This is a genomic window from Micrococcaceae bacterium Sec5.8, from assembly GCA_039636775.1.
Lineage (GTDB): Bacteria > Actinomycetota > Actinomycetes > Actinomycetales > Micrococcaceae > Arthrobacter.
The window spans coordinates 1893624-1911077 of record CP143429.1 but is presented as its reverse complement, the minus strand read 5'-3'; the positions used below and the strand labels follow the sequence as shown (position 1 = coordinate 1911077).

18 protein-coding genes are annotated in these 17454 nt (G+C 67.4%); 6 read left to right on the top strand and 12 right to left on the bottom strand.

All coding sequences use genetic code 11. The features are described 5' to 3' along the window. Nucleotides 1–71 precede the first annotated feature (71 nt). Entirely contained in the window at nt 72–572 is a 501-nt protein-coding gene (locus VUN84_08830) for a CocE/NonD family hydrolase (protein XAS65711.1), read from the top strand. A 484-nt stretch (nt 573–1056) separates the two neighbouring features. On the opposite strand, the gene VUN84_08825 is transcribed toward VUN84_08830, so the two are convergent. From VUN84_08825 to VUN84_08815, 3 genes are all read right to left on the bottom strand, one after another. Then, complete coding sequence (locus VUN84_08825) at nt 1057–1335, bottom strand: hypothetical protein (protein XAS65710.1); 279 nt, start codon at nt 1333–1335, stop codon at nt 1057–1059. A gap of 62 nt (nt 1336–1397) precedes the next feature. Then, the gene (locus VUN84_08820) at nt 1398–1520 is read right to left on the bottom strand and encodes a hypothetical protein (GenBank protein XAS65709.1); all 123 of its coding nucleotides are present in this window, start codon (nt 1518–1520) and stop codon (nt 1398–1400) included. Nucleotides 1521–2129: 609 nt separating this feature from the next. Continuing rightward, entirely contained in the window at nt 2130–3071 is a 942-nt protein-coding gene (locus VUN84_08815; GenBank protein ID XAS65708.1) for a BTAD domain-containing putative transcriptional regulator, read from the bottom strand. A gap of 450 nt (nt 3072–3521) precedes the next feature. On the opposite strand from VUN84_08815, the gene VUN84_08810 reads away from it, so the two are divergent. Further along, nucleotides 3522–4022, top strand: coding sequence for an HtaA domain-containing protein (locus tag VUN84_08810; protein XAS65707.1), 501 nt, complete (start codon nt 3522–3524; stop codon nt 4020–4022). 536 nt (nt 4023–4558) lie between these two features. Continuing rightward, entirely contained in the window at nt 4559–4861 is a 303-nt protein-coding gene (locus VUN84_08805; protein XAS65706.1) for a DUF4193 domain-containing protein, read from the top strand. Between the two features lie 45 nt (nt 4862–4906). On the opposite strand, the gene VUN84_08800 is transcribed toward VUN84_08805, so the two are convergent. Further along, nucleotides 4907–5254 carry a GNAT family N-acetyltransferase gene (locus VUN84_08800; protein ID XAS65705.1) on the bottom strand — a complete coding sequence of 116 codons (348 nt, stop codon included), beginning with the start codon at nt 5252–5254 and terminating at the stop codon, nt 4907–4909. A gap of 46 nt (nt 5255–5300) precedes the next feature. Next, entirely contained in the window at nt 5301–6296 is a 996-nt protein-coding gene (locus VUN84_08795; GenBank protein XAS65704.1) for a pirin family protein, read from the bottom strand. A gap of 66 nt (nt 6297–6362) precedes the next feature. Between VUN84_08795 and VUN84_08790 the strand changes: the two genes are divergently transcribed. Next, entirely contained in the window at nt 6363–7034 is a 672-nt protein-coding gene (locus VUN84_08790; protein XAS65703.1) for an alpha/beta family hydrolase, read from the top strand. Nucleotides 7035–7060: 26 nt separating this feature from the next. Here VUN84_08790 and VUN84_08785 read toward each other — a convergent pair whose 3' ends face one another. From VUN84_08785 to hrpB, 5 genes are all read right to left on the bottom strand, one after another. After that, nucleotides 7061–8344 carry a class I SAM-dependent methyltransferase gene (locus VUN84_08785; GenBank protein XAS65702.1) on the bottom strand — a complete coding sequence of 428 codons (1284 nt, stop codon included), beginning with the start codon at nt 8342–8344 and terminating at the stop codon, nt 7061–7063. Between the two features lie 195 nt (nt 8345–8539). Next, on the bottom strand, nt 8540–9562 hold the full coding sequence (gene ligD / locus VUN84_08780; GenBank protein ID XAS65701.1) for a non-homologous end-joining DNA ligase: 1023 nt from the start codon (nt 9560–9562) through the stop codon (nt 8540–8542). A 101-nt stretch (nt 9563–9663) separates the two neighbouring features. Further along, the gene (locus tag VUN84_08775; protein ID XAS65700.1) at nt 9664–10023 is read right to left on the bottom strand and encodes a hypothetical protein; all 360 of its coding nucleotides are present in this window, start codon (nt 10021–10023) and stop codon (nt 9664–9666) included. Then, complete coding sequence (locus VUN84_08770) at nt 10020–10292, bottom strand: hypothetical protein (GenBank protein XAS65699.1); 273 nt, start codon at nt 10290–10292, stop codon at nt 10020–10022. The genes VUN84_08775 and VUN84_08770 overlap by 4 nt, the downstream gene beginning before the upstream one ends. 103 nt (nt 10293–10395) lie before the next feature. Then, a complete protein-coding gene (hrpB, locus tag VUN84_08765) occupies nt 10396–13056 on the bottom strand; it encodes an ATP-dependent helicase HrpB (GenBank protein ID XAS65698.1) in 2661 nt (886 codons plus the stop codon). A 105-nt stretch (nt 13057–13161) separates the two neighbouring features. On the opposite strand from hrpB, the gene VUN84_08760 reads away from it, so the two are divergent. Then, the gene (locus tag VUN84_08760) at nt 13162–14679 is read left to right on the top strand and encodes a CYTH and CHAD domain-containing protein (protein XAS65697.1); all 1518 of its coding nucleotides are present in this window, start codon (nt 13162–13164) and stop codon (nt 14677–14679) included. 37 nt (nt 14680–14716) lie between these two features. Here the strand turns inward: VUN84_08760 and VUN84_08755 are convergent, their stop codons facing one another. After that, a complete protein-coding gene (locus VUN84_08755) occupies nt 14717–15730 on the bottom strand; it encodes a 2-oxoglutarate and iron-dependent oxygenase domain-containing protein (protein ID XAS65696.1) in 1014 nt (337 codons plus the stop codon). 287 nt (nt 15731–16017) lie between these two features. Between VUN84_08755 and VUN84_08750 the strand changes: the two genes are divergently transcribed. Beyond that, a complete protein-coding gene (locus VUN84_08750; protein XAS65695.1) occupies nt 16018–16428 on the top strand; it encodes a DUF1508 domain-containing protein in 411 nt (136 codons plus the stop codon). Between the two features lie 23 nt (nt 16429–16451). Here VUN84_08750 and VUN84_08745 read toward each other — a convergent pair whose 3' ends face one another. Then, nucleotides 16452–17414, bottom strand: coding sequence for a hypothetical protein (locus VUN84_08745; protein XAS65694.1), 963 nt, complete (start codon nt 17412–17414; stop codon nt 16452–16454). Nucleotides 17415–17454 lie beyond the last annotated feature (40 nt).

The following is a 17454-nucleotide window of genomic DNA, read 5'->3' as shown; positions in this document are numbered from 1 at the left end:
GGATTCACGATCACCCGCGATGACGGGCCGGCGGCTATCGACTGGATGCGGGGCCAGGACTGGCCAACAGCATGCTTGACCCGGACCAGTCCCTGAGGACCCAAGCCATTTCCGCCCTCACCGCCAAGGCCCGTCTCGCGCGCGCCGTGAACCAGTTGCCGGTCAACGAAGCGGACAGGATCGCCACCGGTCAGAAGATCGGCTACTTCCAGGAATGGATCCGGCATAAGCGCTATGACGGGTACTGGGCAGCAATGGACTACCGCGCCAACGCATCGAACTTGCCTCCTGTGGTGCATCTGGCCCGAGGGTGGTGGGACTTCTTCCTGTCCAACGTCCTTTCCGACTACGTGGCGCTGAGAGATACAGGCCGATGCGTGCGCCTGTTCATCAGCTCGGCTGCACACGGCCGGAACATGGCACTCCGGGCCTACCAGCGCGATGCGTTCGCCACCCCGGACCACGCCCTGATGAACCGGAACCTGCCCGGAACTGACCTGCCGGTCAGGGTCACCGGGACCCGCATCTGGACCGACCTGCCCGGCTGGCCCCCGGCGGCCGCCCTCCCGTAACGTTTACGACCCGGCCAACCCCACCCCCGCGGTTGGCGGCGCGATCGTCGGTTTTGGAGCCGGCATCAAAGACAACAGGAAACTCGAAGCCCGTCCGGACGTGTTGACCTTCACCAACGACCGGCTGGAAACCGATCTCGAGACCATCGGACCCGCGAGAGCGACGCTTTACATACGCTCCAGCCTCGAAAACACAGACTTCCATGCCACACTTTGCGACGTGCGGCCCCACGGCCGGTCACTCAACGGCTGCGACGGGATCATCCGCTTGCAACCCGCCAACGCACGACCGGGCCCTGCCGGAGTCCGAATCGTCCACATCCAGCTCTGGCCGGCAGCACAACGCTTCCGCCGCGGCCACCGCCTACGGCTGCAGGTTTCCAGCGGTGCCCATCCCCGTAATCCCATGCGTGTTCGAGATCGTATGTTGGTGCGACAACCTCAGCAACGCCACCAGGCCACGCGGCCTCATCTGAGAGGAGAGTCACCGTTGAAGGTATTGATCATGACGCTGGGGACGCGCGGTGATGTCCAGCCGTTCGTGGCGCTGGCACGCGGATTGCTCGCTGGAGGGCACGAGGTGGTGCTCGCCGCGCCGCAGCGGTTCGCCGGGTTCGCCGCCGGTCATGGGGTGCCGTTCGCGGGCGTGGACGACGGCCCGATGCGGTTGATGGACGACCCGGCGGCTGCGGACGCGGTGCTCGAGGGCGGACTGCGCGCCCGGCTGAGGCAGGCACGGACCATGCCGGCGGTGTTCACCCAAACGCTGGTGGACTGCTGGGCCGTCGCTTCACACGGCGCGGGCGCCGGCGCTGATGTCGTGGTTCACAACGGCCAGATCATCGCCGGGCAGCACGTGGCCGAGAAGCTGGGTATCCCGGCGGTGCTGGCTTTGCCGATACCGATGTACATGCCGGCCAGGGAGTTTCCCTGGCCGGGCGTGGGCATGCCGGCCAGGCTGCCTGCTCTGGCTAATCGGGCCACGTTCCTGGGCATGAAGGCGCCGGCGGCGATATTCGGCCGGGTCGTCGACCGGTGGCGCGAGGACACCCTCGGTCTCCCTCGCCGCCGCGGACGGCACGACCCGTTGCGCCGACCGGACAACGGGCAGGCTACGGTGCTGCACGCTTTCAGTCCCTCGGTGTTGTCGCCGCCGCGCGACTGGCCGGACTCGGTGCACACCACCGGCTACTGGTTCCTCCCGCCCTCGGACGAGGCGCTGCCACCCCAGGTCGAGGACTTCCTTCGAGCCGGCGACCCGCCGGTGTTTGTCGGATTCGGCTCAATGTCCGGCAGAGACCTCGCGCGCAGCACCGCTCTGGTCCTGGAAGCCGCACGCCGCGCAGGGAAACGCTTGGTGATCGGCGCGGGATGGGGAGGCCTGGACAACCGCGTACAAGGTGATGACGTTCTTGCTGCGGAGGATGTGGACTACCTGCGGTTGTTCCCGCGTATGGCTGCCGTGGTGCACCACGGGGGCGCAGGCACAACCGGCACCGCATTCGCCTCCGGCCGCTGGATGATCCAGGACGCGGGCCGGGGTGGCACCGCCGGACTTCAGATGGCAACGGACAGCGCCTGGCGCAGGAACGAGTCCAGAACCCGGCCGGCGTTCTCCTGCCTGCGCCGGGACTCCTCCGCGGCGAGCGGGCCACGCTTGGGTCCGTGCCGCCGCTCGGCGAGATATAGCAGAGCTGCCAGGGCTTCCGAGAGATCCGTGTTTCCCTCGGCGCGCTGCCGCAAAAGCCGCAAGTACGCCGCCTGCAGCGCGGGCCCCGGAGCGCACCCCATGTCCCGGTCAAACAACCGGCGGCAGCGTTCATATGCGGACAGTCCCTCGACCGGCAGCCCCGCCTGCTCGTAACCCGCAACGAGAACCGTCCACGCCCGTTCGTTGAGTGGCTCGGACCGGACCGCCGATTGAGCCAACGAAATGGCGAGCTCGGATTTGTCCAGGAACGCCGCCGTCTCAGCGGCCAGAATTTGTGTGGCGACCTTCTCTGCAGCGTGCCGGGTCCGGGCTTCCTCCGCCCAGTCAGCCACGAGTTCAAAGCCCAGCAACGGCTCTGCCGCCAGTTCCAGCGCCCGCATCGAGAGTCCGTGGGCCTCAGCCGGCGGGGAGCGCCGGGCCACGAGGACCAGGTCCTGGAACTCAGACAGGTCCAGCTCCACCAACTGGGGATCGAGGACGTAGCCGGCGTTGGCGGTGCGGAGGGGGCCGCACTTCGTGTTGCCGGGCTGGATCACGCGGCGCAGGCCGCTGACGTAGCTCTCAAGAGTGGCCACCGCCCCCGCACTGGCCCGGGACCCCCACAGGATCTCCACCAGGCGCGTCTTGGAAACAGGCGTACCGAGGTTCAGGAGCAGGATTTCCAGAATGTGCCGGGGCTTGCAGCCACCGAGGTCGGCGGCCCGGAGCACCGCGCCATCGCGCCGGATTTCGAATGTTCCAAAAAGTTGAACGGAGATTGCCGGTTTGGAAATGCCCGGAGTCTTCACCTTTACCTCCTTCCGGTACCTCATAATCGATTGTCGATGAGCCGAAAAAGAATTGCGGGATATATCCCGACGCATTTCCATCCGCCCTTTAGACAAACGGTTGCATGCAGGACAATGCACAACAAGGAATGTAACTACCCGATCCTTTGCCGTACCGAAACTCAGGTACACCTCGTCATGGCGCCAAGTATCTGAGGGCACCATTCTGCGTAGCCGGACAGCGGGGCAAGTATCCATTCCCCTTGCTTCGACACTTTGCCTCTGTCGCGGCCCGGCGCGGCTGGCGGTCTCTTCACCGCCAGCGGCCAGGCATCGCCCGCCAGGGCCGGGCGCCCCTGCCGCCCCGGCGGACTACGCCGGATGTCACGGCGGCCAGACTGCAGTTCATCCTGGAAGACATGCGCCGCTAGGCTCGGAGGAGACCAACTTTTCACCCTCAGGAGAACCTACGTGAACCCAGCGTCCGCCTCACCCGATCCGCAGCCCGCGATGGGCCTGAGCTGGGGCATCAAGCGCAGCTTCATCGACTACATCACCAGCTTGCCGGACGGTGCAGTTTCCGCGACCGACGGGGCCACCGTCTCGGACTGTTCCTTGTTCTCCTTCAGTCACGGAGCTTCAGACTACGATGTTGCTCGGGGCGCCGGCGTACTCCGCTTCCGTGGCGACGTTCGGCTCGCCGGCCACCACGGCATGTTGCTGGTGCGTCTCCTGGACCCCTGGATCACCTTCACCGGCGGCAACGGAGTGCTCTCGATCAGCACCGGCGGCGGCCGCCACGACCGGGCTACCGTGGGGTTTCTCGCCCCGTCCGTTCCGCGAGTCGACGCCGGGTCCTTGGTGTGGAAAAACGTCGACGTCGTCGTCTCCCCGGAAGGATCCGAGCTTTTCGACGGCCAATATGCTGCCGGGCAGCCGATGGACCCGCTCTCTATCCGGGTCCCGGGCTAAGAACCCGGCAGGGAACGGCGCGGTGACCGCGGGCTTGCCTCACCGTCCCGGAGGGGCGGTGACCCATGGGCTGCGGGCCCAAAAAACCAGCCAGAGACGTCGCTGCGCAACACAAAATGGGGCCCACCCGTGGCGCTGACGCTGCCGCTGGCCACGTAGTATCCGCGACCCGCGCCCGGACCGCCAGCTGCGCGGTCAAAGGCATCCGTGAGCTGCCGCGGCAGGTGCCCCGCGGGCCCGAGAGAACGGATGTGGTCAACTTCCTCCGGCGTGAGCCTTCCGAGCACTGCTGCTATATCTGCCATCACGGATCCCTTCTGGCGGATGGTCTGTGAAGCACCAGCCTAGGACCGGGCTGTGAACGGCACATGAATTCGGCGCGACAATCAGCCAACAGATCCCGCCCGGCTGCCACCGTCTGACGGTGTTAGCAGAGTCACTGTCCGCAGTCCCCCTACACCCAGCGAATTAACGGGTACGTACTGTACGGTTCAAGTCCGGTAAACCCATAACAAACGGAATCGAGAATCAACCAGGTGGCAACCGATTATGACGAAGTCCGATCCGACGTTGCGGAATCACGCAACGCCTCACTGGAAGCCCTGCGGTCCGCGAACGCGCCGGACGCCCGCAGCGTCACCCGTGAGCTCGACGAAGCCGACACTTCCGAGGGTGTGGAACTGCCCGGAGCCGACCTCTCCGGCGAGGAATTAACGGTAACCGTCATCCCGCAGAAGGACGACGAGTTTATGTGCTACTCATGTTTTCTCGTCCGACACCGCTCGCAGCTCGCCCGCGAGAAGGCCGGCCACTCGTATTGCGCTGACTGCATGAGCTAAGAGTCGCCCTTCGGCCAGTCCCGGGATAGGAACCCGTGCCCTGCTTCAGCGCCGGCCGCGCTGCGGCAACGCGCCGTCGAGAACTCGGAGCAGTGCCGGGGTGGGGACCTGAACGCTCGCCGCGTACTGGGGGTGGCTTTGGAGATACTTTTTGATGTACGGACAAACCGGGACGACCTTTAAGCCGGCGGCGACGGTGTCCTGAAGCGCCCGTTCAGCGAGCCGGCCGGCGAGCCCCCGGCCCCCGAATTCCTCGTCAACGACTGTGTGGTAAAAAATCCGGTGCCCGCCGCCGTCGTCGATATAGGCCGCCTGGCCGGTAACCGTTTCTCCGTCCAGCAGCTCATATCGCAGCCGGGCGGGGTTGTGGCGGATCGTAGGTGAGCTGGGCATCTGTTCGTCTCCTCAGGGGCGGCAGCGACCGGATCGGCGAAAGGGGTCAGGCCCGGGGCCGGAGCCTGGCGTTGGGGAGCGCCGGGGCAGGAAGCGGTGCGGGTTCTCCTGCGGGAAACGGGCCGAACCGGGACGTGGTTTCCGTTCCGGCGCCGGCGGGCGCTACCTCAGCGCCAATTTCCGCCTGCCATATGGACCGGAACTCCACGATTTCTTCGTGGCTGCGCCCTACGAAGTTCCACCACATTACGATCGGTTCGCCCAAAGGTGCGCCGCCGATCAGCAACACGCGCAGGGCTTCGTCACCGGCCGCCAGGGTCAAGGTGGTGCGCCCGACGGGCAGGTAGGCAAGGTGGTCCCGGGCGACCGGGTGGCCCTCCACGGTGAGGGTCCCGGTGTCCACAAGTACACCATGCTCAAAGGACGGGTCCGTGTCCACGCTCAGCGAGGACCCTGCTGTCACGATGATTTCCGCGCCAAGCAGAGGCGTGTGGGTCGTGACGGGAGACACGGCACCGGCGAGGGACCCCAGAAAGACCCGCATGCTCCAACCGGGTCCCGCCAGCGGCTCGGGCTGGTAATGCTCAAACGTTGGTGCCATCCGGCGTGCCCCGTCCGGCAGCGCCACCCACAATTGCGCACCATGCAGGACATCGGTGGCGGGCGTGGAAAACTCCGAGTGACTGATTCCGCGGCCGGCCGTCATCAGGTTGACCTCGCCGGGCCGCACCTCAGCGTGGAAACCGGCCGAGTCCCGGTGCTCGATCCCGCCGGTAAACAGCCAGCTCACCGTTTGCAGCCCCGTGTGTGGGTGGCGCGGAACGCGCATGCCCCCCGACTCGCCGACCCGGTCCGGGCCGTAGTGGTCCAGGAAGCACCAGGCCCCGATGAGGCTGCGTTGGCGCTGGGGCAACGTTCGCCGGACGTCCATGGCACGCGGGCCGCCGAGCGGAACCTGGCGGGGAACCAGGACTTCGACCCCGGCACGGCTGCCGTGAGATGCGCAAAGTATCTCCTGCGGAGCCACCTCGGTATTACTCATGAGGACAGCCTAGCGATCAACGCACGCTCGCCGCACCAGCGTGCCAGCGCGCCTCATGATGGAGGTATGACACTCAACGAGTTGCCGGTCACTTTCGCTGTGGGAGACACCTGCGTTTCGGGCATCTACGCCCGCCCTGCCCAGCCCTCTGCCACCGTGGTGGTCGCCCACGGCGCCGGGGCAGGCATGGAGCACCTGTTCCTCGCCGGATTCACGCGCGCCATGAACCGCCTGGCCATCGCCACGCTGCGCTTTAACTTCCCCTACCGGGAGGCGGGCCGGAAGTTTCCGGACCGGCCTCCCGCAGCCATCGCTGCCTGGCGCGCGGCCATGGCCGAGGCTGCGGCCCGGTCCGGGGGCGAGCCGCTCTGGGCGGCCGGGAAATCCTTCGGCGGCCGGATGGCCTCTATGGCGGTTGCTGAAGGGATGCCTGCGGCCGGACTCATCTACCTTGGTTACCCACTCCACCCTCCGGGCAGGCCGGAGAAGCTGCGGGACGAACACCTGTACGGTCTGACCCTGCCGATGATCTTCCTGCAGGGCACCCGCGATCCGTTTGCCACACCCGAACTGCTGGAGGCCGTGGTGGCCCGGATCGGTCCGACAGCGACGCTGGAGTGGCTCGCGGGCGGCAACCACACTTTCGATGTCGCGGGGGCCAAGCGCAACGCGGACGACGTCGGCGCGTCGTTGGCTGGGGCCGCGGCAGCCTTCATCTCAGCCCGCGGTCCCCGTTGAGGCGTCACCGGGCCGCCGCCCGGATTTCAGAGCCAGGCTGTCCGACGCAGGGGTGGCTCCGCGCCACCGGGGCGCTGCACCAGAATCTGGTTGACGCCGGTGATGCCGGCTTCGAAACCCAGAGCACTGGCGGCCATGTACAGCCGCCACACCCGGGCACGGCCTTCACCTGCCAGCAGCACTGCGTCACTCCAGTGGTCCTCGAGGTTGTGCACCCAGGCCCGGAGGGTCAATGCGTAGTGCCGCCGCAGGGCTTCAACGTCGAGGACCTCCAGCCCGCCGGATTCGAGGGCATCTATCATGTCCGCCAGGGGGAGCATCTCACCGTCGGGAAAGACGTAACGCGGGATGAATGAGTCCGGATCAGGGGCAGTGGGTCCCGCGTTCCAGGAGATGGCGTGGTTCAGCAGCCGGCCGCCCGGCCGGAGCAGGCCGTGCAGCTTGGCGACGTAGGCGGGCGTTTGCTCCTTGCCCACATGCTCCGACATGCCGATCGAGCTGATTGCGTCAAAGGGCCCGTCCTCGATGTCGCGGTAGTCCTGGACCCGGATGGTTACCCGGTCGGTCAAGCCGGCCTCCGCAACCCGTTTTCCCGCCATGGCGGCCTGTTCGGCCGAAAGGGTCACCCCCACGACGTCGGCTCCGTAGTTTTGGGCCGCGTGCAGCGCCAGACTCCCCCAGCCGCAGCCGACGTCCAGTACCCGCATGCCAGGCTGTAGTCCCAGTTTGCGGCAGACCAGGCTGAGCTTGGCGTCCTGGGCCACCTCCAATCCGGTGCCTTCCGCCTCCCACACTGCGCAGGAGTAGACCAGGGACGGACCAAGGACCAGTGCATAAAAGTCATTGCCGACGTCGTAGTGATGGGAGATGGCGGCAGCATCGCGCGTGCGGGTGTGCCGCCGGCCAGCTCGGACAGTCCGGGCTTCCTCCGGCGGCGGAGCAGGGTTCGGGCCCAGGGCGCCGGTCAGGGCGGCGTTCTTGAGTATTATCCCGATGTCGCGCACCGTGGGGCGGCGGAATGGTCCCGGTTCGGCGAATTTTCCGGTGGCGCTCAGGGCAGAGAAACTGGCGAAGATGTCGCCGGGCGCATCGACGTCCCCGGCGACGTAGGCGCGGCTGAGGCCAAGCTGCCCGGGCGAGAACAGCATCCGGCGCAGCGCCCGCCGGGACCGGAACTCGATGACCGGCGCGCCGGCCGGACCCGCTTCCGAGCCGTCCCAGGCCCTCAGCCGCAGCGGGATGTCTTCCGTGCCCAGGACAACAGCCAGTACCTCAGCAAGCCGCGGCGCCACCCCGGTCCGTTTCGTCATGATTCTGGCCTCTTCTCTGCTGCGGCGTCATGCGCTTCCTCCGAAATTCCAATCTATTTCGGCACTCCGCGGGTGGACAGGTGTCGGATGGCCCTGATGGTTCGGCGGGCCAGGTGCTTGGGTGGGATGCTCCGCACGCTGCGGCACCTGTCGGGGAGTGCGGCGGTACCGGATGCGGCCGGGCCCCGGGCCCGGCTAATCCTTGCTCTTGGCCCTGCTGGGCTGCACCCGCATCGGTTCGCCCGGCATCTTCGGAAAGTCCGGCGGGAAGGGCAGTTCCCCCAGCCCGGCGGCGAGGTCACGCTCCCACCACTTCAGGAGACCATCGATGGTGCCCGGCGTCGCGTGCATGTCCGCCCAGGGGTCTCCGGTCTTCTTGAGCCGCTCCGGCACCGTGGTGATAGTGAAATCCTGGGCGCTGATGTGCTCCAGTTCGTCCCAGCCGATAGGACAGGACACGGTGGCCCCGGGCAGGGCGCGCGGGCTGTACGCCCCAGCCATGGTGCGGTCACGGTTCGCCTGATTGAAGTCGACGAAAATACGGGTGCCGCGCTCCTCTTTCCACCACGCAGTGGTGACTTTTTCGGGCATCCGCCGTTCCAGTTCGCGGGCGGCGGCGATCACGGCGTGCCGCACATCGAGAAACTCATGGCTGGGCTCGACGGGTGCGAACACGTGGAGTCCCCGGTTGCCGGAAGTCTTAATGAATGAGTCCAATCCGGCCTCGGACAGCACGGAACGCAGTTCCTGCGCAGCCGGAATTGCGTCCTCGAACCCGGTGCCCGGCTGCGGATCAAGGTCGATCCGGAGCTGGTCAGGGTTGTCCGGGTTGCCGGCCCTGGACGCCCAGGGATGGAAGACCACCGTGTTCATCTGCACGGCCCACACGGCGGCGGCCACCTCATCAATCACCAGCTGGGGGTGCGAGCGCGCGCTGGGGTAGACCACGATCACCGAGCGCACAAAGTCCGGCGCACCCCGTGGCGGGTTCTTGGAGAAGAACTGATCGCCGTCCACGGTGTCCCCGAACCGCTGAAGCGTCACGGGACGGCCGCCGTTCGCTGCCAGGAAGGCGTCCCCGACGTCGACGATGTACCGGGCGAGGTCCAGCTTGGTGAGACCGAGCTTTGGCCACAGAACCCTGCCGGGACTCGAGATCCGCAGTTCACGGTCGCCGCCGGCGCTGTTGACAGTGATGGAGGCTACTTCCTTGGGCATGGTGACAACCTACCCCCCAACCGGCGCGGAACTGAAGAGCGTGGGCGCATCCGCCGCCATTGACGCCGGACCGTGCCGGCGGCGGAGGCGGCCCGGGACCGTTACCGGGCAGATGATGGCGAAACGGCGGGCATTCCACCTGCGTGGGCGCGCCCGACGGCTGCCCGCCCGACCGGCCGCCCTGCGTGCCGGGATCCCAGCGGCGCCGCTGCCGGCGGGAAGGACGGGCCGGACCGCCGGTCCAGCTCGTCGCTGATGAGCTGCAGCAGCTTTCCGGCTGACTCCGAGAGGTCCCTGCCGTTGTCCGGGGAGGCCAACTCGACGCACTGCAGCAGTGCCAAGCGGAGCCGCACCAATTGCGCGGAGGGAACCAGGGGCCAGCGCCGGAAGGAATCGAACATCGCCTCTGCGCCTGCTGTCCGGGTGTGCGAACCGCAGCCGGCGGCCGGTTCGGGCCTCATGCTGCGCGGTCCCAGCCGCCGGTGCGGCCGCACAGAAGGTGGCTTCCCTGCCATCCAGAGTCGCGGATCATGGCCACTGCTTCCGGGTCGGCGGCGGACAGCTTCCGCAGGTCCATGATCGTTTCAAGTCCGTGCCCGAATGAGCTGGCCCGGCGGCCAACGGCGATGAGGCTTGGGGCGTTGCCGACAGTGAGCCGGCCCTCCGGTGCTATGCGTGCAGTTTCCGAACTGAGATCTAACGCGACGGTAATGCCGAGCTTGCTGGTCATAGTGAAAAAATCCCTTTGAAGCATGTTTGGCCGCTTGCTTGACCGCTTCCAGAATAACGAACCGACGTGAACGGCGTCACAATCACGTAACAGCAGGCCCGCGTCAGCTCCTTTTCTTGGTACGCGCGGTCGCCGGCGCAGTCCAGGGATCCTCCGGCCAGGGGTGCCGCGGATACCGCCCCCGCATCTCGGCACGGACCTGCGCGTAGGGGCCGGACCAGAACGAGGCGAGGTCATCTGTCACGGCCAAAGGCCGTCGGGCGGGTGAGAGCAAGTGAAAGAGCACAGGAACCCTGCCCGCCACAACACGCGGAGTCCGGTCCCAGCCGAAACACTCCTGCAGTTTCACTGCCACCACCGGGCGGCCACCGTCGTCGCCCACCCCGGGGTAGTCAATTCTGACCCGGGAACCGCTCGGCACCTCCAGCCGTTCCGGAACCAGCTCCGCCAGCCGGGCGGCGTCGGGCCAGGGCAGCAGACGACGGAGCGGATCTGCCAGGTCGATCCCGCTCACGGCAGCGCCCCCGGCGAGCGCCTCAAGCTCCGGCGTCAGCCACTCGTCAAGCCGGGCCAGCAACGCCGGCTCGGACACGTCGGGCCAGGGGTCCCCGAGCTCCCGGTACAGGAGGGCAAGACGCCGGCGCAACGCATCCGCCGCCGTGGACCATGCGAGGGTTCCCAGCCCGTCCGTTTCCAGCGCCTGGGCCACCGCCCTGCGCCCCTCCGCGGCCGAGGGACGCACCGGAGTTGAAGATAAGACGATCGCACCCAGTCTGCGTTCCTTCCGGGCGGTGACCCGGCCCTGGCTGAACCGCGCCGCCACGGTGTCGGTGAGCAGGTGCCGGGCGGCAGCTTCCGCGGTGTCTGCACTCAGCGGTGCTGCGGACCGGATGACGGCGCCCGTGCCGGCCGCGTCGCGCCCCTGTGCCCGGGAGACCTCGGCCACAGCGAGCCATTCGTGGCCGGACAGCGAGCTTCCCGCCGGCAGGCCGGCGCGCGTTCCGGAGGAGAGCAGGTACCGCTCCGGGCCTTCGCCGGCAACCCGGCGCGAGACGCGGTCGGGGAAGGCGAGGGCCACGACGACGCCGACGGACTCCGCCGCGTTGTCCACCCGCGGCATGGACGGTGAGGTCACCCCGGTCCCCTCCCTGCGGGCGATCGCCTCCATCCGCCGGACGTCCTCCGCCCAGCGCCGGGATGCTGGATCGACTCCCGAACGGAGCGTGGCAAGAAGACGCGGGAGGTCCGCGCCGGGAGCCCGCTGGTCCCCGGCGACCACGGCCACAGCTTCCGCAGCAGTCCGGTGGCCAACGGCGGCAGCCCCGTCCAAAAGGGCCCTGGCCAGCCGTGGATCGGCCGGAACCCTCGCCAGCGCCTTGCCAAGATCGGTCGCGTGACCGTCCCGGTCCACCGCGCCGAGGTCGCGCAGCACTTCAACAGCGTCGTCCAGGGCGGCCTGTGGCGGCGCGTCGGGCAGCGCCAGGCCCCGCCCGGCGGGCGATCCCCAGCAGGCGAGAACCAGGGCCGCCCCGGTGAGATCGGCGACGGCGATCTCCGGTGTCTGATGGGCCGGGGCCGCGCCGAAGGTCTTCTGGTCGTAGCAGCGCACCACCCGCCCGGGTCCCTGCCGGGCCGCGCGTCCGGCACGTTGGTCGGCGGATGCCCGGGAGCAGGAGACGTTGACCAGTCCTGTCATTCCCCGGCCCGCGTCCCGCCGGGGCTCCCGGGAAAGCCCGGAGTCGATGACCAGCCGGACCCCCGGTACGGTCAGGGAGGATTCGGCGAGCGACGTCGATACGATGATCCGCGGGCCGCCGCCGGATTTCCGACCGGAGACTGCGCGGTCCTGCTCGGCAGGGCCGACCTGCCCGTGCAGCTCCAGGACGTCCGCGCGGGTCCGGACGCGGAGCCGGCCGGCCACATAGGACACTTCCCGTGCCCCCGGGACGAAAACCAGGGCATCAATATCGCGGCTTGCCGCGAGTGCCTGGGCATGCCACGCCACCGCGGTGTCCGCCACGTGGTCCAGGAAGGCGCGCGTTACCCCCCGTTCATCCAGCCGGGGCACAGCGGCGGGCACCCAGTCCACCTCCAGCGGATAGAGCGCGGACGGGCAATCGACGACGGGCGCCGAGCCGCCCTCGTCTCCGGTGCTGTCACTTGTTCCGATGAGGGCAGCGAAGCGTGGCGCGTCCAGGGTGGCCGACATCGCGACTAGGACAAGGTCACCGCGAAGCTGACGCACCTCGGTGAGCATGCCGAGGAGCAGATCGGTTTCGAGACCGCGTTCGTGCACCTCGTCCAGGACGACGGCGCTGGCGTTTTCCAGTCCCGGGTCCGCGAGCAAGCGGTTGAGCAGGACGCCGGGGGTGACAAATTCGATCAGGGTGCCCGGACTGGTCTGCCGTTCGCCGCGGACCGTATACCCCACCCGGTCCCCCACCCGGGAACGGTCAAGCGTGGCAAGGCGCCGCGCAGCCGAACGTGCGGCCACCCGGCGGGGCTGGGTGACAATGATGCGCGACACGGTGCCGGGTCCGTCCTGCCGCTCCCCGGCTAGCCGGAGGTTGGCAAGCAACGGCGGGACAAGCGTTGTCTTACCCGTACCCGGGGGCGCTTGCACCACGGCGGTGGCACCGGAACCTCCGGCACGCAGCACGTCAGCCAGCTCGCCGAGCGACTGCGCGAATACGAGGCCGGACCCAATGACCGAGAGGTCGAAGGGCACGAAAGTAGAGGTCGGTGGCACGGCCGGAGAAGTCACGCCTCCATTGTGCCTACAAAAAACCGCGCGCGTCCCGTCCGTCGGGATGCGCGCGCGGGTCCTTCGACTCCCGCCAAACCGTATCTGACGGGCCTATGCTAAGACATGGCAAGCTCCGAGACACTCGAGGTGGAACGAAAATACGAGGCTGCAGAAGGCGACGAACTGCCGGCCCTGGACTCGCTGGCGGGAGTGGACCGCGTTGGTCCGCCGGAGGAGGAGTCCCTTGAGGCCGTCTACTTTGATACCGCAGGGCTGGCGCTTGCTTCCCGCCGGATCACCCTGCGCCGGCGGACCGGGGGCCACGATGCCGGATGGCACTTAAAGCTCCCTGTGGCGGCAGGTGAGCGGCGGGAGATCTCGGCGCCCCTCGGCAAGAAGCCGGAGTCAGTGCCCCGGCGTCTACGGCAGCTTGTGCGGGTCCACACGAGGGACCAGGACCTGATTCCCGTGGCCCGGCTAAAAACCCGGCGAACTGTCCAGCGCCTCTTTGCGGCCGATGGCACAACATTGGCCGAATTCAGCGATGATCGCGTGGACTCCCTGAACCTGCTGGAGCCCCCGGCCCGCGCCACGTGGCGGGAATGGGAACTAGAACTTAATGACGGTCCCAAGGGGCTGCTCAAGTCCGCCGACGCGCTGGTGGTCGCAACGGGCCGGCACGAACCCTCCGCCTTTCCGTCAAAACTCGCCCGTAGCCTGGGCGGGATGTATCCCCCCGACCGGACGGCGGCCCCTGATCCGGATCCCCGGGGGCCCGCCTCGGCAGTCCTCTTGTCCTACCTGAATCAGCAGGTCGAAGCACTGAAGAAACATGACCCGGGAGTCCGGACGGGCGCGGTGGACGCCGTTCATCAGCTGCGGGTGGCAGCACGGCGGATCCGGTCCGCACTGGCTACTTTCCAGAAGCTTGCCGACGGATCCGCTGCCCGTTCACTGCGTTCGGATCTCCAGTGGCTCGCCAGCACCGTGGGTGAGGCCCGGGACAATGAGGTGATCTCCTCGCGGCTAAGGGAACTGGTCGGCGCCGAACCGGCGGAGCTGGTGACGGGGCAGGTGATGCAGCAGATCGAAGATCACCTCAGGGTGGTGGCGAAGAGTGCGCGGGCCAAGGGCAGCACAGCGTTGAACAGTGCACGCTACTTCCGCTTGCTCGATGCGCTGGATGACTTCCTTGCCAACCCGCCACTGACGGAGACCGCCGGCGGGGACGCCCTGCCGACGGTAGGCCCTCTGCTCTCGAAGGAACGTAAAAGGCTCAAGAAGCAGGTGGCTGCCCTCGACCTCGATACCGTGGATCCGGCCCTGGATCTCGAACTGCACGAAGTCCGTAAGCGGGCCAAGCGCCTGCGCTACGCCGCGGAAGCGTCGGCACCTGTATTCGGCAAGCGGGCAACAGCCCAGGCCCGGGCCGCTGAGGAGATTCAAGAGATTTTGGGTGAGCACCATGACAGCGTCGTCACCCGGGACCTTCTGCGCCGGCTGGCCACCGACAACCCTGGCGCCAGCGCCTTCACCTACGGGCGGCTGCACGCCCTGGAACAACGGACCGGCGATGAATCTCGCGAACGGTTCTTCCGGACCTGGCGTACCTCGGCACCCCGGCCCCTTCGCTGGAAATGACACCCGGGCACCCGACGCTGAGTGCAACCCGCACTGGTCAGCCCTGCATGAGGTCGGCGTGGTGTACTGCAGCGACGTTGGGGTGGGCGCGCAACCGGTAGCGCAAGGCGTTATCTCCGTACGTTTCCAGGATAGGGCTGTTCGTAGGATCAACCGAGAGGCCGCGGGCTCTGGCCTGGAAGTCAGGATTCACCGCGAGCTGAGGCATTGTGGCGTCCAACGCCGGATTGAAAAAGAAAGGCAGGGACACGCGGTCGGTGCCGCGCAGGGGTGAGATCACGCGGTGCAGCGTCGCTTTAAGGTATCCGTTGGTTGCCAGTTCGAGCATCTCGCCAATATTTACGACGAATGTCCCCGGGACCTGCGGGGCGTCGATCCATTGCCCCCGGTATTCCACCTGCAGTCCTCCCTTGCCGGGCTCCACGAGCAGCAGCGTCAGGACTCCGCCGTCGCGGTGGGCGCCCACCCCCTGCTTGGGTTCCGGATCGGACTCCCCCGGATACCGCACGATCTTGAGCAGGGGGAAGGCCCGGGCGGCAAAAGCGGCGTCGAAGGTATCTTCGGGGGCACCCAGGGAAACTGCCAGGGCACGCAGGAGGGCCAGCGAGATGGCGCTGAGCCTCTCGGTCCATTCCGAGACGATGTCGCGCATTTCGGGGAGCGCGTCCGGCCAGAGGTTGGGCCCCTCGAGTCGCCAGTAGTCGGCGACGCCGGGTCCCGGCTTGAGTGCCGCACGCTCGACCCCGATATCGATCTGTTCGCGCCAGTCAACAGCGCCGTCGGTCAGCTCGCCGCCCACCCTGGTGTAGCCGCGGAATTGCGGACTGTGAACGTTTTCGACAGCGAGCTTCTGCTCGTCGGGAAGTTCGAAGAAACGCCGCGACACGTCGAGCATGGCATCCGTCAGCTCCTGGGGAATACCGTGACCGGACAGGTACAGGAACCCAACCTCGTGCATGGCGTTGCGGAGTTCGTCCCGGAACTGGGAGGCCTCCTCCGGGCCTGCGGTCAAACGGGAGAAGTCCAGTACGGGCAATGATTCGAGTGGCACTTCATAGTCCTTTTCAATTAACCTGGCAAGCTTTGGACCGAATATTCTCCAATGTTACGGACCGGTCATCACCCGGCGGCATTTCCATGTCGAAATATGTCATCCGGTAAAGGCACCGGCGGCTCCGCCCGGGGTGCGGGTCCACCCAGTGGCGGTGTTCACCCGGTGGCGGTGTTGCACAGGTTTTACCCAACGTTTACGTCCCGCACCTTGCTGCGGCACGGCCGCTTCACCAGACTCGTTATATAGCGAACCGATTGCGGCGGGGGTTTGGACGAGGAAGTGCGATGGGGCGCAGCGATGCGTTCCTGTCTGGTCCGCGGCTCGATGCCGGGTCGGACCCGGAAACCGAAAGGGTTGTCATGGCAGGCATGTTTGAAGTGTTTCTCGATGAGAAGTCCCATTTTCGGTTCCGGCTCAGGGCGCCGGACGGGATGGTGCTGGCCGTGTCGGCGGCGTTCAGCGACAAGGCCGCCGCTGTCACGGGCATCGCCGCCGTGCGCGAGTGCGCCGGCATGGGGCTTATCACCGATCTTTGCGGGGAAGGACGTGCGCAAAGCGGGCCTTCTGAATCGGCCCGCTCCGCCGGTCCCCTGCCGGTCCGTCAGACCTGGCACCGGCGGGCGGATACTTTTCACACCCGCGCCGCGACAATCCGGCGGGCGGCATCAGCAGCGAGGTGGTCCGGGGCCGCCTAGGACCTGCCGGCGCGCCGGCAGGTCTACGGGACCGCGCCGTTCTCGGACCACTTGAGGACCCGAAGCGCCCGGAAGGTGTTCCACCGGCTGGGGTGGCCGTCGCCATCCTCCAGCTCGAAATGGATCTGCCCTGGATGGGTATTCTCCAACAGCCAGGTGCCGTCCGGCCGCCGTTTGGAGCGAAGCAGCCCGATTGCCTCGGCCAGCCGCGGATCGGGCGGGTCCCCCGCGGACCGGAAGTAATCGAGGGCCCGCAGGACGTCGTAGTGCCATCGGTTCGGGTAGCTGAACTCCAGCCAGCGGGGGTCAATAATCTCCGCCGTGCTCTGGCGCCGAAAGAGCCGCCGTTCGAGCAGATACTCCTCAGCGCGCCGGCGGGCCGCCGCGGATTCGGCGGAACCGCCTGTTGCCTGTTCCTGCGCAAGCAACCCCTCAAGCACGTTCAGCGTGGTCGCTACCGAAGAGACCACCGCGCCGTACTCCGCCCAGCAGTTCCACCCGCCGTCGTCAAGCTGGTCTCCGAGCAGCCGCGCGACCACGCCCTCCACGTCCTGACCGAAGTAGGCGCCGAGCGCCACCACCATGCCGTTGATGCAGGGCTCAACCTCGCCGCTGAAATAAGGTTGTCCGCCTTCCTCCCAACGGCAGTTGTCCCGCACGAGCGCAGCGGTGTTGCGCAGCTGCGGACTCCCGGGGTCGGCCCCGAAGTCGCGCAACTGCAGGAGGCAATAGGTGGTGGCTGTCCAGGGCTGGCTGCCGTCGTTGGGGGTTCCGACGTCGGGGCCTTCCCGGAGCGAAGGAAAGTAGGCACCCCCGGCCCACTGGCCATCGTCCCCGCGCAACGCCAGCATCCGGGCCCCCCAGCCCGCTGTGACCACGCGTGCGCGCTCCGCCGCGACCACGTCGCCTGATGCGCCGGCCAGGTCACGTAGCACCTGCCAGCGAAGCGCGGGATCAGAATCGAGCAGCCAGTCCACAACGGTCATGCACCGATTGTAGAATCCGGGGCGATTTCGTCACAGGGCT